This window comes from Mesorhizobium jarvisii (genome assembly GCF_003601985.1).
GTDB classification, from domain to species: domain Bacteria; phylum Pseudomonadota; class Alphaproteobacteria; order Rhizobiales; family Rhizobiaceae; genus Mesorhizobium; species Mesorhizobium jarvisii.
Genome location: NZ_QZXA01000004.1, coordinates 391,811 through 405,736, shown reverse-complemented (window position 1 = coordinate 405,736; position 13,926 = coordinate 391,811). Strand labels below are relative to the sequence as shown.

The 13,926-nt window shown below is 63.4% G+C and carries 11 protein-coding genes; 3 read left to right on the top strand and 8 right to left on the bottom strand.

Annotation, left to right across the window (positions count from 1 at the left end):
• Window positions 1-8 precede the first annotated feature (8 nt).
• The 3 genes from fabB to D3242_RS12950 all read left to right on the top strand — a co-directional run bounded on the left by fabB (window position 9) and on the right by D3242_RS12950 (window position 3,772).
• The gene (gene fabB, locus D3242_RS12960; protein ID WP_064984628.1) at window positions 9-1,229 is read left to right on the top strand and encodes a beta-ketoacyl-ACP synthase I; all 1,221 of its coding nucleotides are present in this window, start codon (window positions 9-11) and stop codon (window positions 1,227-1,229) included.
• Between the two features lie 31 nt (window positions 1,230-1,260).
• Window positions 1,261-2,064 (top strand): enoyl-ACP reductase FabI, encoded by an 804-nt coding sequence (gene fabI / locus D3242_RS12955; protein WP_019863081.1) that lies wholly within the window; start codon window positions 1,261-1,263, stop codon window positions 2,062-2,064.
• Between the two features lie 163 nt (window positions 2,065-2,227).
• Window positions 2,228-3,772 (top strand): putative bifunctional diguanylate cyclase/phosphodiesterase, encoded by a 1,545-nt coding sequence (locus D3242_RS12950; RefSeq protein ID WP_038652050.1) that lies wholly within the window; start codon window positions 2,228-2,230, stop codon window positions 3,770-3,772.
• A gap of 5 nt (window positions 3,773-3,777) precedes the next feature.
• Here the strand turns inward: D3242_RS12950 and D3242_RS12945 are convergent, their stop codons facing one another.
• The 8 genes from D3242_RS12945 to D3242_RS12910 all read right to left on the bottom strand — a co-directional run bounded on the left by D3242_RS12945 (window position 3,778) and on the right by D3242_RS12910 (window position 13,903).
• Entirely contained in the window at window positions 3,778-4,788 is a 1,011-nt protein-coding gene (locus D3242_RS12945) for a class I SAM-dependent methyltransferase (protein WP_064984626.1), read from the bottom strand.
• Between the two features lie 123 nt (window positions 4,789-4,911).
• Window positions 4,912-7,059 (bottom strand): polyribonucleotide nucleotidyltransferase, encoded by a 2,148-nt coding sequence (gene pnp / locus D3242_RS12940; protein ID WP_038652046.1) that lies wholly within the window; start codon window positions 7,057-7,059, stop codon window positions 4,912-4,914.
• A gap of 400 nt (window positions 7,060-7,459) precedes the next feature.
• The gene (rpsO, locus tag D3242_RS12935; protein ID WP_006337962.1) at window positions 7,460-7,729 is read right to left on the bottom strand and encodes a 30S ribosomal protein S15; all 270 of its coding nucleotides are present in this window, start codon (window positions 7,727-7,729) and stop codon (window positions 7,460-7,462) included.
• Window positions 7,730-7,912: 183 nt separating this feature from the next.
• Window positions 7,913-9,007, bottom strand: a complete 1,095-nt coding sequence (corA, locus tag D3242_RS12930) for a magnesium/cobalt transporter CorA (protein ID WP_064984625.1) — start codon at window positions 9,005-9,007, stop codon at window positions 7,913-7,915.
• Between the two features lie 44 nt (window positions 9,008-9,051).
• Window positions 9,052-10,029, bottom strand: coding sequence for a tRNA pseudouridine(55) synthase TruB (truB, locus tag D3242_RS12925; protein ID WP_038652041.1), 978 nt, complete (start codon window positions 10,027-10,029; stop codon window positions 9,052-9,054).
• Window positions 10,029-10,499 (bottom strand): 30S ribosome-binding factor RbfA, encoded by a 471-nt coding sequence (rbfA, locus tag D3242_RS12920; RefSeq protein WP_064984623.1) that lies wholly within the window; start codon window positions 10,497-10,499, stop codon window positions 10,029-10,031. Before rbfA ends, truB begins: the two co-directional genes overlap by 1 nt.
• Window positions 10,500-10,673: 174 nt before the next feature.
• Complete coding sequence (gene infB, locus D3242_RS12915; protein ID WP_064984621.1) at window positions 10,674-13,256, bottom strand: translation initiation factor IF-2; 2,583 nt, start codon at window positions 13,254-13,256, stop codon at window positions 10,674-10,676.
• Window positions 13,253-13,903 (bottom strand): RNA-binding protein, encoded by a 651-nt coding sequence (locus tag D3242_RS12910; protein WP_019863073.1) that lies wholly within the window; start codon window positions 13,901-13,903, stop codon window positions 13,253-13,255. The genes infB and D3242_RS12910 overlap by 4 nt, the downstream gene beginning before the upstream one ends.
• Window positions 13,904-13,926 lie beyond the last annotated feature (23 nt).

Sequence of the window (13,926 nt, the reverse complement as noted above, 5' to 3'; positions counted from 1 at the left end):
AGTTGCGAATGAGACGTGTCGTAGTCACAGGCCTCGGCATCGTGTCGTCGATCGGCAACAATGCCAACGAGGTGCAGACCTCGCTGCATGACGCCAGATCCGGCATCAGCTTTTCCGATTCCTTTGCCGAGCACGGCTTCCGCTGCCAGGTCTGGGGCGCACCGACACTCGACCCCTCGGCCATGATCGATCGCCGCGCGATGCGCTTCCTGAGCCAAGGTGCTGCCTGGAACCACGTCGCCATGGACCAGGCGATCGCCGATGCGGGCCTCGGCGAAAGCGACATCACCAATGAGCGCACCGGCATCGTCATGGGCTCGGGCGGCCCCTCCACCCGCACCATCGTCGAGGCGGCCGAAACCACGCTGAAGAACGGCAGCCCCAAGCGCATCGGCCCCTTCGCGGTGCCGAAGGCGATGTCGTCGACCGCGTCGGCAACGCTGGCCACCTGGTTCAAAATCCACGGCGTCAACTATTCGATCTCGTCGGCCTGCTCGACCTCGGCGCATTGCATCGGCAATGGCTACGAGCTGATCCAATGGGGCAAGCAGGACATGGTCTTTGCCGGCGGCCACGAGGATCTCGACTGGACGATGTCGGATCTGTTCGACGCAATGGGCGCCATGTCGTCCAAGTTCAACGACAGGCCCTCGGCCGCGTCCCGCGCCTATGACGTCAATCGCGACGGCTTCGTCATCGCCGGCGGCGCCGGCGTGCTGGTGCTTGAGGAGCTTGAGCATGCCAAGGCGCGCGGCGCCAAGATCTACGCCGAGATCGTCGGCTACGGCGCGACCTCGGACGGCTACGACATGGTGGCCCCCTCCGGCGAAGGCGCGGTCCGCTGCATGCGCCAGGCGCTGGCGACGGTCTCCACGCCCGTCGACTACATCAACACCCACGGCACCTCGACGCCGGTGGGAGATTCCAAGGAAATGGGCGCCATCCGCGAAGTCTTCGGCGAAAAGATGCCGTTCATCACCTCGACAAAGTCGCTGACCGGCCATTCGCTGGGCGCGGCCGGCGTTCAGGAGTCCATCTATTCGATCCTGATGATGCAAGGCGGCTTCATCGGCGAAAGCGCCCATATCGAAACCCTCGACCCCGAATTCGAGGGCATGCCGATCGTGCGCAAGCGCATCGACAACGCCAAGATCGACACCGTCCTGTCAAATTCCTTCGGTTTCGGTGGCACCAACGCAACGCTCGTTTTCCAGCGCTATTCCGCATAAGGCCAGCGGTTTTCTAAGGGGATTGCCTGCCATGGACGGATTGATGAAGGGCAAGCGCGGGCTTGTCATGGGTGTTGCCAACGATCATTCGATCGCCTGGGGCATCGCCAAGAAATTGTCCGAACATGGGGCGGAGCTCGCCTTCACCTACCAGGGCGAGGCCTTCGGCCGCCGGGTCAAGCCGCTCGCCGACAAGCTCGGCGCCTCACTGGTCGTTCCCTGCGATGTCGAGGACAGCGCTTCGGTCGCCGCCACGTTCGAAACGCTCGGCAAGGAATGGGGCGGACTGGACTTCGTCGTCCACGCCATCGGCTTTTCCGACAAGAATGAGTTGAAGGGGCTCTACGCCGACACCAGCCGGGACAATTTCGTCCGCACCATGGTGATTTCCTGCTACTCCTTCACCGAAGTGGCCCGCAACGCGGCGGCACTGATGACCGAAGGCGGCTCGATGATCACGCTGACCTATGCCGGTTCGGTCCGCGTCATGCCGAACTACAATGTCATGGGCGTCGCCAAGGCCGGCCTCGAGGCCAGCGTGCGCTACCTTGCCAACGACTACGGTCCGCGTGGCATCCGGGTGAACGGCATCTCGGCGGGCCCGGTGCGCACGCTCGCCGGCGCCGGCATTTCGGACGCCCGTCACATGTTCTCCTACCAGCAGCGCAACTCGCCGTTGCGCCGCACGGTGACCATAGACGAGGTCGGCGGCTCCGCGCTTTATTTGCTGTCCGACCTCGCATCGGGCGTCACCGGCGAAATCCACTATGTCGATTCCGGCTATCACATCGTCTCGATGCCGACGCTCGACGAGTTGAAGCAGACGGATGGCTAACTGGCCGTTAAGAATCAAGGCGCCAAGCTATGGGCAACCGTTTTGGAAAAATGGCTCTTTTCCAGTAAAGAAAATAATCTTCTCCAGTAAAATTGGATACATTCGCGGAAACTCATTTTAAGTAGATTTCCGCTATAGAGTCCCGCAATCTGGGGACCTTTGAATGACTGCCGTCAGCAACCCGAAGCGAACACCGGTGTTCCGACTGCTCACGATAGCGAGTTCGGGCATTGGCAGTTTTGTCCTCGGCATCTGGGGCTTGAAGCACGGCCTCGGCGACGGGTTTGCCGGCATATCGATGGACATGATGGTCGCGATCATGGCTGCGCTCTGCGCGCTGGCGGCGTCGGTGGCGGCCATGTCGTTCTTCGCCGGCGTCGATGAATCGGCCGATTTCGTCTTCAACGAAACCCATTTCGACAAGCTGACCGGACTGCTGGCGCGCCCGGCGATGGTCGGCAAGATCGCCGAGGCGGCATGCGCGACAAGCCGGACCGGAGAACCGGTGTTCCTGATCGACATCGACATCGACCGGTTCAAGCAGATCAACGACGCGATCGGCTATACGCAGGGCGACGAGTTGATCCGCGCCTTCACCAAGCGGCTGCAGGCCTGCGTGCCCGCACGCGCCCTGGTCGGGCGTATCGGCGCCGGCGAGTTCGCGGTGCTGCTTGCGGATCATCAGATCCAGGGAACGATGGAAAGCATGGTCGAAAGGCTCATCGACGAAATGATGGAGCCCTATGAGCTGAGCACCCATCAGCAGTCGGTGAGCCTGTCGGTGGGTATCGTGGCCATGCCCAAGGATGGCGTCGATCCGGTCCTTATCCTGCGCCGCTCCAACCTGGCGCTGCAGAATGCGCGCGCCGGCGGGGTCGGCAACTGGTCGGTGTTCGACAGCGAGATGGGGCGTGTCGCCGATCATCGTCAATGGGTCGAATCCGAACTGCACACCGCTTTCGAGCGCGGAGACTTCGACCTCCACTATCAGCCGCAGCTCGACCTGCCGACCGGCCGCATCATCGGCTACGAGGCGCTGATCCGCTGGAACCATCCCGAACGTGGCATGATCCCGCCCATGGAGTTCATCCAAATCGCCGAGGAAACCGGGATGATCAACCCGATCGGCGAATGGGTTCTGCGCAAGGCCTGCAGCGACGCCCGCCATCTGCCGGACGACTGTTTCGTCGCCGTGAACATCTCGCCGGTTCAGTTCATGACCAAGGACTTCGTCGGCATCGTGCGTGACACCATGCGGGCCACCGGCATCAAGCCGTCGCGGCTTGAGCTGGAAGTCACCGAGACGGCGATGATGCAGGACCGCGACCGCGCGGCCGCCATCCTGAAAGAGCTTGCCGAAATGGGCATCTCGGTTGCCGTCGACGATTTCGGCACCGGCTATTCCAACCTCAGCTACCTCATCGACTTCTCATTCGGCAAGCTAAAGATCGACCGTTCCTTCGTCAGCCGCATCGATACCGATTCCAGCTCCGGCGCTGTCGTCTCGACCATCGTCGGGCTTTCGCGCGCGCTCGGCGTCAGCATCATCGCCGAAGGCGTCGAGACCGAGAGCCAGGCGACGCTGTTGCGGGCCGCCGGCTGCGAGGTGGTGCAGGGTTACCTGTTCGGCCGTCCGGCGCCACTCAAGTTCAGGCTTGGCGACGAGCACGCCACCGACGAGGTCCGGCGCGTCGCCAACCTGCATTAGGCAAGTCAGCGCCGGGCGGAAAACACCTTGAACATGCCATCGCGGGCAAGCTCCGCGTGACTGGCAAAGGCAGCCGACAGCACGGGCTTGTAGGGAAGCTGGCGGTTGGCGACCATGAACAGCCTGCCACCGGGCTTCAACGCCTTGGCCGCCGCGCGGATCATGCCGGCACCGATCTCCGGCTCGGCCGCACGGCTGCGGTGGAAGGGCGGGTTCATGGCGATGACGTCATACCGGCGCTCGACAGGCTCGGCGAGCAGATCGGTCCAGAAGAAGCCCTGCGCCACTGTGTTGGCGAGGTTGCCCTTGGCCGCCTCCAGCGCATCGAAATCGGCCTCATAGAGATCGAGGCCCGACAGGCCTGACGAGCGGGCAGCCATCTCAGCCGCGACATACCCCCAGCCGGCGCAGAAATCGGCCGCATTGCCGCGCAGGTCACCAGGCAAATTGTCGACCAGCAGCTTCGAACCCGCATCGACGCGATCGAAGGAGAACATGCCGGGTGCGGTGTGGAACCGCTCCTCGATCAGCAAAGCGGGATTGGCGGCGCGAAGCGTGGCTGCGGCCTGCATATCCACCGGGCGGCGCAGCCAGAAGGCGATGCCGTGATATTTCGGCATATGGCCGTGGAGCGGCACGAGCTCGTCGACGCGCTTGCGCAGGCTGGCAATGCCGTCGTCCTTGCCGCCGGCGACGACGACAAGTCCGCCTGGCGCCACGCGCTCGAGGGCCTCGGCGACACGCAGTTCGTTCTGGCCGCGGTGACGGCCCGCGAGCACCAGCGCGGCATCAAACCCGTCCCCCTCGGTTTGCGGTGTGACGGCAAAGCCGGCCGCCTGCAATGCACGGAAATATGGCCGGAAGCCCTGCACGAGATGCAGCGTGGCCTCGAAACCCGACGGCACGCGCAGGCCGGGCTCGGCGCCGAGGAAGAGGATGCGTTCGCCCTTTCGCGGCAAGGAGAGAGCCTCGGCCTCGAACGGATGGAAAAGCGTCTTCAGCGCTTCAGCAGCCATAGAAGTGCTCCCAGAGTCTTGCGCAATTCCCAAGGGAAAGCGCCTCATACTTTCCTGAAACTGCTCCAAACGAAAACGGGCGCGACATAAGCCGCGCCCGCTTCGATTTTTCTGTCAGAGCGCTCAGGCGGCGTCTTCTTCGCCTTCGGCCTTCTTGTCGCGCACGATTTCCTTGCCTGTGGCCTGGTCGACGACCTTCATGGACAGGCGGACCTTGCCGCGTTCGTCGAAGCCCATCAGCTTGACCCAGACCTTGTCGCCTTCCTTGACGACGTCCGAGGTCTTGGCGACCCGCTCATTGGCGAGCTGCGAGATGTGGACGAGGCCGTCACGCGGACCGAAGAAGTTGACGAAGGCGCCGAAGTCGGCGGTCTTGACGACCGTGCCTTCGTAGATCTCGCCGACTTCCGGCTCGGCGACGATGGTGTGGATCCACTTCTTCGCCGCCTCGATCTCCTTGGCGTTCGAGGAAGCGATCTTCACCGTGCCGTCGTCCTCGATGTTGATCTTAGCGCCGGTCTTCTCGACGATCTCGCGGATGACCTTGCCGCCCGAACCGATGACATCGCGGATCTTGTCGGTCGGGATATGCATGACCTCGATGCGCGGCGCGAACTCGCCGAGTTCGGGGCGGGCGCCGGTCAGGGCATGCGCCATTTCGCCGAGGATATGCTGGCGGCCGTCCTTGGCCTGATCCAGCGCGATCTTCATGATCTCCTCGGTGATGCCCTCGATCTTGATGTCCATCTGCAGCGAGGTGATGCCGTTGGCGGTGCCGGCGACCTTGAAGTCCATGTCGCCGAGGTGATCCTCGTCGCCCAGGATGTCGGAGAGCACGGCGAAGCGCTCACCTTCCTTGATCAGGCCCATGGCGATACCGGCAACGGGCTTGGCCAGCGGCACGCCGGCATCCATCAGCGCCAGCGAGGTGCCGCAGACGGTGGCCATCGAGGACGAGCCGTTGGACTCGGTGATCTCCGAGACGACGCGCAGCGTGTAGGGGAACTGGTCAGCGCTCGGCAGCATCGGACGGATGGCGCGCCAGGCGAGCTTGCCGTGGCCAATTTCGCGGCGGCCCGGCGAACCCATGCGGCCGGTCTCACCGACGGAATAGGGAGGGAAGTTGTAGTGAAGGAGGAACTTCTCCTTGTACATGCCGGTCAGCGAATCGACATACTGCTCGTCTTCGCCGGTGCCGAGCGTGGCAACGACCAGCGCCTGGGTCTCGCCGCGCGTGAACAGGGCCGAACCATGGGTGCGCGGCAGGACGCCGACTTCCGAAACGATCTTGCGGACCGTCTTCAGGTCGCGACCGTCGATGCGCGAGCCGGTGTCGAGGATGTTCCAGCGCACGACCTTGGCCTGGAGTTCCTTGAACACCGAGCCGATCTGCTCGGAGGTGTACTTGGCCTCTTCGCCTTCGGCCGGAGCAAAGGCTGCCTTGACCTTCGCCTTGACGGCGTCGACGGCGGCATAGCGCTGCTGCTTGTCGGTGATCTTGTAGGCATTGCTGAGCTCGTCGCCGACGATCTTCAGCATCTCGCCTTCAAGCGCGGAATAGTCCGGCGCGGTGAAGTCGCGCGGCTCCTTGGCGGCGACTTCGGCCAGCTTGATGATGGCGTCGATGACCGGCTGGAAGCCCTTGTGGCCGAACATGACAGCGCCGAGCATCAGCTCTTCGCCAAGTTCCTTGGCTTCCGACTCAACCATCAGCACGGCGTCAGCGGTGCCGGCGACGACGAGGTCGAGCTTGGATTCCTGCATTTCGTCGATGTGCGGGTTCAGGACGTATTCGCCGTTGATGTAGCCGACGCGCGCGCCGCCGACCGGGCCCATGAAGGGAACGCCCGACAGGGTCAGGGCGGCCGAGGTGGCGACGATCGACAGGATGTCCGGATCATTTTCGAGATCGTGCTGGACGACGGTGACGACGATCTGCGTGTCGTTCTTGTAGCCGTCGGCGAAGAGCGGACGGATCGGGCGGTCGATGAGGCGCGAAACCAGCGTTTCCTTTTCGCTCGGACGGCCTTCCCGCTTGAAATAGCCGCCCGGGATCTTGCCGGCGGCATAGGTCTTTTCCTGGTAGTTGACGGTCAGCGGAAAGAAATCGAGGCCGGGCTTGGGCTCCTTCATCGAAACGACGGTGGCCAGAACCTTGGTCTCGCCGTAGGTGGCGAGCACGGCGCCGTCAGCCTGACGGGCGATCTTGCCGGTTTCGAGGATGAGCGGGCGACCGCCCCATTCGATTTCCACTTTGTGCTGATTGAACATGTCTTGTCCTTTGTATGAGGAAGGGCCGCGCCGTTTCAGCGTGCGCGGGTGCCCTTTCCCCTGGCTTCCTTTCTCGGGCAGCCACGGGCAAGACAACGGGAGGCTCGGGTCTGTCGGCACGGTGGCCATACGAGCGTCCTGCAATCCTGCCCCATGACCGTCCATGGGTGGCTCCGAGTGGCCCTCTGCGCGCTCGAAGCCGGATATGGCCAATCGATCGACCGGCCCGCGCACGACCCCGGTTTACGGAACACGTCATGCGCAATTCAGCTTTTCGGAGCGTCCGTCCGGCATCCCGATGGGGTGCGCGGCGCTCCAGTCCTGCATTCGAGATCGGATTGGCCCCGGTGCTCGAATGCGCGACCGGCGGACTCCTTGAGGGAGCCCGCCGGTCAATTCGTCAACGGCGCAGACCGAGCTTCTCGATCAGTGTCTGATAGCGCGCGTCGTCCTTGCGCTTGAGGTAATCAAGCAGGCTGCGGCGCTGGGACACGAGAGCGAGCAGACCACGGCGGGAATGGTTATCCTTCTTGTGGTCCTTGAAATGGTCGGTCAGGTTCTTGATGCGCTCGGAAAGGATGGCCACCTGGACTTCCGGAGACCCGGTATCGCCCTTGGCGGTCGCGAATTCACCCATCAATTCCTTTTTGCGCTCGGCAGTAATCGACATCGTGTTTTTCCTTATCTGTTTGAGGAAACGGGTCGCCCTCAGCCGGGATGTCGTCCAGCAGGGGCCGGTGCAGGCAAAGCGTCGTGGCGCTATGCTGCGGCGCATATAGTGCAATTCCCGGCAAAACACCAGCCCAATTCACCAAGCCGGCTTTTCAGCTCAAAATGGCAAGTTTTGTCGGCTTTAAAGCCATTTCTTCCATTTGAAGAAGGCAATCAGGCCGACCGCGACAAGCAGCATGAAGACGAGTGCCGCCGGATAACCATAGTAAGACCGCAGCTCCGGCATGTTCCATGGCGAGGTATCGGGACTGAAATTCATGCCCCAGACGCCGACCAGGAAGGTGAGCGGCATAAAGATGACCGAGACGATGGTGAGATAGCTGATGACGTCGTTGGTGCGCGCCTGGCTCAGCGACAGGTGCATCTCGATCAGCCCGGTCAGCATGTCGCGCTGGGTCTCGACCAGTTCGATCAGCCTGAGCGAGTGGTCGAGCGTGTCATTGAGGAAGACCTTGGTCTCGGCTCTGACATAGGGCACGTCGTTGCGGATCAGCGTCGCCAGCGCATCGCGCATCGGCCACAGCACGCCCTTCAGCACATTGGCGTCGCGCCGCAATTCGTGCAGCTGCCGCATCTGATGCTTGTGCGTGGAATGCAGCATCTCATCCTCGATGCCGTCGACCAGGTCGCCGGCCGCCTCGATTGGCGGGAAATAGCTGTCGACGATGGCGTCGATCAGCGCGTAGGCCAGATAGTCGGCGCCGCGCGTGCGCAAGCGGTTGGGCGCCGAACTCTCGATGCGCTTGCGCACCGGGTCGAACGGATCGCCCTCGCGCTCCTGGAAAGTGACGACGAAGTTCTCGCCGACGAAGAGGGCGATCTGTTCGTAGCGATGGGCGGTGACATCGTCGATCATGCGCACGACGACGAAGGCATGATCCTCGAAGAAATCGACCTTGGGCCGCTGGCCGGTGTTGACGACATCCTCCAGCGCCAGCGGATGCAGGCTGAAGATGCGGCCGATCTCCTCGATCAGCGGGATGTTGGCGAGGCCGGTGCAGTCGAGCCAGATCACCGGCCATTTGTGGCAATTGGCCTCGACATCGTCGATGCTGGCATTGTCGATGGTCTTGAACTTCTGCGGCGAGATCAGGGTCAGCCGCAATTCGGAGCGTCGCGCCGCCGGATCGGCGATCAGCGTGCCCGGCGAAGCGCCGACGGGCGGCCGCCGCGTCTTCACCGGCGCCCGCTTCTTCACCGCATCGGCCTTTGCCATCTGCCCCTCGATCGTAGAATCGACGTGAAGTTAGACGAGAGCCGTCACCCGGCAAAGACCCGCTTGGGCTTGAACATGCCTTGTTCGATCGCGCCGATGGCCACCAGCTTGCCGCGAGCCGTCGCACAGGCTTCCTCGGCCTCGACAGGCGCATCGCGGCCGCGAATGATGACCGGATTGCCGAGGCGGATCTTGGTCGCCGCATCGTCGCTGATGGCGATCTGCGGCAGGCAGTCGAGAGCCGCCGACGTGTCGACCAGAAGCGCGTCGATCGCGCTGAAGTCTACCGGCACGTCAATCGCATCGGCGTCGTCGGCAGGCTCCGGCTTGTCCTCGCCTTGCGCACCGAAACGGGCCGCTTCCAGTTCGGCGATGGTGACGAAATCCTCGGATGTGAACGGCTCGACCTCGACTCGGCGCAAATCGCTGATATGGCCGAAGCAGCCAAGGTCGCGGCCCATGTCACGGGCCAGCGAGCGCACATAGGTGCCCTTGCCGCATTCGACCTCGAAAACGGTGTGGTCCGCGTGGTGTTCGATGACGTCGAGGCGGCCGATCTCGATCTCGCGCGCGGGGATATCGACAGTCTCGCCTTCGCGGGCGAGGTCGTAGGCGCGTTCGCCTGCGATCTTGATGGCCGAGAATTGCGGCGGCGTCTGCATGATGACGCCGGTGTATTTCGGCAGCAGCGCCTTGACCTCTACTTCCGCCGGACGGAGGTCTGAACTCTTCGTCACCGGCCCTTCAAGATCATCGGTCGAGCGCTCCTGCCCCCAGGCGACGGTGAAGCGGTAAATCTTGGCGCCGTCCTGCACGTAGGGAACGGTCTTGGTGGCCTCACCGAGCGCGATCGGCAGCATGCCGGAAGCCAGCGGATCGAGCGTGCCGGCATGGCCGGCCTTTTCCGCCTGGAACAGCCATTTGATCTTCGACACGGCCTCGGTCGAGCCCATGCCTACCGGCTTGTCCAGCACCACCCAGCCGGAGACCGGCCGGCCCTTCTTCTTGCCGCGGCGCCCCATTATTCGCTGTCCCTGTCGTCTTTGGCCTTGTCGTCTTTGGCCTTATCGTCTTTGGCCTTGTCGTCTTTGGTCTTGTCGTCGTCCGCATCGAGATCGCGTGCCACTTCAGGCGACTTCAGCAGATCATTGATCCTGGCGAAATTGTCGAAGGAAGTGTCGAGCTTGAAGCGGAACTCCGGCATGAACTTCATCTGCCGCAGAGCGCCGGAGACACGGCCACGGACGAATTTCGCATGCTTGTTCAACGCCTCGACAACAGCGTCGGTGTCCTTGGCGCCAAGCGGCGAAACGAAGGCGGTGGCAACCCTCAGGTCGGGCGACATGCGCACTTCCGAGACCGACACAACGGTATTTTCGATCAACGGATCGATGATTTCGCCGCGTTGCAACGTTTCGGAGAGCGCGTGGCGCACCTGTTCGGCAACGCGCAGCATACGCTGGGACGGGCTGGATGTGGTTGGACGGGGCATTTTTTCTCAATCCTGAAAGCGTGAGGCACGGGATGGGACCGTGCCGCATGTCTCACATGTCAACGCATCAGCCCGAAATCGAATTCGGTTTCGAAAAGCACGATGCGCAATTTCACAATAAACTCCGGGCGGCGGTCTTTCGACCACCGCCCGGCATGGACAAGTCACGCGAACTCAGAGCGTCCGGGTTACCATCTCGACGCGGAAGCACTCGATGACGTCGCCGACGCGCATGTCCTCGTAGTTCTGGAAGGCCATGCCGCACTCCTGGCCGCCGGGGACTTCCGAAACCTCGTCCTTGAAGCGCTTGAGCGTCTTCAGCGTGCCTTCGTGGATGACGACGTTGTCGCGGATCAGGCGCACGCCCGCGCCACGCTCGACCTTGCCTTCGGTGACACGGCAGCCGGCGATCTTGCCGACCTTGGTGATGTCGAAGATCTCGAGGATCTCGGCATTGCCGATGAAGGTCTCGCGACGCTCCGGCGACAGCAGGCCCGACAAAGCCGCCTTCACATCATCCACGAGGTTGTAGATGATCGAGTAGTAGCGGATTTCGATGCCCGCGGCGGCTGCCGCGGCACGTGCCTGTACGTTGGCACGGACGTTGAAGCCGATGATTGCCGCACCAGACGTTTCCGCCAGCGAGACGTCGCTTTCGGTGATGGCGCCGGCTCCGGCATGGACGATGCGCGCACGCACCTCGTCGGTGCCGAGCTTGTCCAACGCGGCGTTGATCGCCTCGATCGAGCCCTGCACGTCGCCCTTGATGACCAACGGGAATTCCTTCAACCCGCTCGTCTGCAACTGCGACATCATCTGTTCGAGCGAGCCGCGCTGGCCGGCATGCTTGGCCACCGCCTTCTCACGCGCCAGGCGCTGGCGATACTCGGTGATCTCGCGGGCGCGGGCCTCATTGTTGACCACGGCGAAGCGGTCGCCGGCCAACGGAGTACCCTGAAGGCCGAGCACCTCGACCGGCATCGCCGGCGGCGCCTCCTTGATCTGCTCGCCGCGATCGTTGACCAAAGCGCGCACGCGGCCCCATTCGTTGCCGGCGACGAGGATGTCGCCCGGCATCAAGGTGCCGGTCTGCACCAGCACGGTGGCGACGGGGCCACGGCCCTTGTCGAGCTGCGCTTCGATGACGACACCCTCGGCGGTACGGTCCGGATTGGCCTTCAGGTCGAGGATTTCGGCTTGCAGCAGGATCGCCTCGAGCAGCTTGTCGAGATTGGTGCCCTTGGTCGCCGACACTTCGACGTCAAGCACTTCACCGCCCATCGATTCGACGAAGACCTCATGGCGCAGCAGTTCGGAGCGCACCTTCTGCGGATCGGCGTCATGCTTGTCGATCTTGTTGATGGCCACGATGATCGGAACGCCGGCCGCCTTGGCATGACTGATCGATTCGATCGTCTGCGGCATCACGCTGTCGTCGGCCGCCACCACCAGGATAGCGATGTCGGTGGCCTGGGCGCCGCGAGCACGCATCGCCGTGAAGGCGGCGTGGCCGGGCGTATCGATGAAGGTGATCTTCTGACCGTTCTTCTCGACCTGATAGGCCCCGATATGCTGGGTGATGCCGCCGGCCTCGCCGGAGACGACATTGGCGTTGCGGATGGCATCGAGCAGCGAGGTCTTGCCGTGGTCGACGTGGCCCATGATGGTCACGACCGGCGGACGCGACACCAGATCCTCGGCGTTGTCGGCGATGTTGAACAGGCCTTCCTCGATGTCGGATTCGGCAACGCGGCGGACCGTGTGGCCGAATTCGGTGGCGACCAACTCGGCCGTGTCGGCGTCGATGACGTCGCCCGGCTTCAGGATCTGGCCCTGCTTCATGAAGAACTTGACCACATCGACCGCACGTTCGGACATGCGCTGCGCCAGTTCCTGGATGGTGATGGTCTCGGGCAGGATCACTTCGCGCATGACTTTCTCGCGCGGCTCATTGTGCATCGCGCGCTTGAACTTCTCCTGGCGGCGACGCATCGACGACAGCGAACGGGCCCGCGCATCCTCATCGGAAAGCGCGGAATTCAGAGTCAGCTTGCCACGGCGACGGTCTTCCTCGCCCTTGGTCGGCTTGGCCGGACGCGCCACTTCGGGCGTGACCAGGCGACGCACCGGGGCGCCGGCGCCAGCCCGCTTCGGCTTGACCTCTTCCTCTTCGTCGGCCGTTGCCAGCTCCGCGGCCAGCGGCGCGCGGCGGCGGGCCTCTTCTTCTGCGCGGCGGCGCGATTCGGCCTCGGCCTGCAGCCGTGCCTCTTCCTCGGCCTGGCGGCGCGCGGATTCCTCGCGCTCGCGCTTGCGGCGCTCTTCGTCCTCGGCCCGGCGCTTGGCTTCCTCGGCGGCGCGCTGACGGTCTTCGACCTCGCGGACCTTGGACCCTTCCAGCGCTCTGCGGCGGGCTTCCATTTCGCTGCGCGACAGTTCGTTCAGCACCATGCCGCTGCGCTCGACCGGAGCCGGCGGGGGAGCCGGAGGCGCAGCCTTCGGCGCTTCCTGCACGACAGGGGCCGCGGCGACGGGCGGCTTCGGCGTGAAGACGGGCACAGGGGCAGCGGCAACCGGCTCCGGCTTGTCGCCGGGCAGGGAGAATTTGCGCTTCTTGGTCTCGACCACGACCGACTTGGTACGGCCATGCGAGAAGTTCTGGCGCACGGTGCCCTGTTCCATGCCGGGGCGCTTCAGCGTCAAGGTCTTCTTAGGTGTAACACTCAACGTCTTGTCGTCGCCCGATTTCGTATCGCTCATTCCATATCCTCTGCGGCCTCATCTTCGTCAGCAACGGCCGCAAGCATTGCCAGATCGTCCGGGGTACCGCCCCGATACCGGTCGAGCGCAACCATGCGCTTCTGGACCGCCTTACCCGCGTCTCCCGCGAGAACGGCAGCATGTATCACATTTGTACCCCCCAATGCCAAGCTCAACTCGGCCTCGGAGAAAAGTTTGTAGGCAAGTATGGAAGGGCCGCCAATATGGACGGTCGCCCGCCGCGCCTGGCTGATCTTGCGTACGCCATCGTCCGATGCTTCGGTCGCGTGGAGCACGAAAAGCGCCAGCCCGCCGCGCACGGCACTCTCAACCTTGGTGGCGCCAAGAGAAATCGCGCCTGCCTTGCGGGCGAGACCCAGCATGCCCAGAGCGGATCTGGAAAGCAGCCCATCGACCATGCCGCCAAGATCCGGCGGCACAACCACCTGTGCCTTGAAGGCGCGGGCAAAAAGGTTCTTGGCCGCCGCCTTCTCGATATGTAGGCGGTCGGCGCTCACCCAGCAACCGCGGCCGGGCAGATTTCTCTTGAGATCGGGAACGACGGCCGAATCCGGGCCGACGACGAACCGGATCAGTTCATCCGGTTCGGCCTGCTTGCGGGTAACGATGCAGGTGCGATCGTTCATCTCGTCCAAGGGCGGGTTGTGTG

Excerpts from the sequence above, each read along its gene's own strand:
- D3242_RS12910 (WP_019863073.1), bottom strand. The coding sequence starts at position 13,903 with ATGAACGATCGCACCTGCATCGTTACCCGCAAGCAGGCCGAACCGGAT.
- rpsO (WP_006337962.1), bottom strand. The coding sequence starts at position 7,729 with ATGTCGATTACTGCCGAGCGCAAAAAGGAATTGATGGGTGAATTCGCG.
- fabB (WP_064984628.1), top strand. The coding sequence starts at position 9 with ATGAGACGTGTCGTAGTCACAGGCCTCGGCATCGTGTCGTCGATCGGC.
- pnp (WP_038652046.1), bottom strand. The coding sequence starts at position 7,059 with ATGTTCAATCAGCACAAAGTGGAAATCGAATGGGGCGGTCGCCCGCTC.
- truB (WP_038652041.1), bottom strand. The coding sequence starts at position 10,029 with ATGGGGCGCCGCGGCAAGAAGAAGGGCCGGCCGGTCTCCGGCTGGGTG.
- fabI (WP_019863081.1), top strand. The coding sequence starts at position 1,261 with ATGGACGGATTGATGAAGGGCAAGCGCGGGCTTGTCATGGGTGTTGCC.
- rbfA (WP_064984623.1), bottom strand. The coding sequence starts at position 10,499 with ATGCCCCGTCCAACCACATCCAGCCCGTCCCAGCGTATGCTGCGCGTT.
- D3242_RS12950 (WP_038652050.1), top strand. The coding sequence starts at position 2,228 with ATGACTGCCGTCAGCAACCCGAAGCGAACACCGGTGTTCCGACTGCTC.
- corA (WP_064984625.1), bottom strand. The coding sequence starts at position 9,007 with ATGGCAAAGGCCGATGCGGTGAAGAAGCGGGCGCCGGTGAAGACGCGG.
- infB (WP_064984621.1), bottom strand. The coding sequence starts at position 13,256 with ATGAGCGATACGAAATCGGGCGACGACAAGACGTTGAGTGTTACACCT.
- D3242_RS12945 (WP_064984626.1), bottom strand. The coding sequence starts at position 4,788 with ATGGCTGCTGAAGCGCTGAAGACGCTTTTCCATCCGTTCGAGGCCGAG.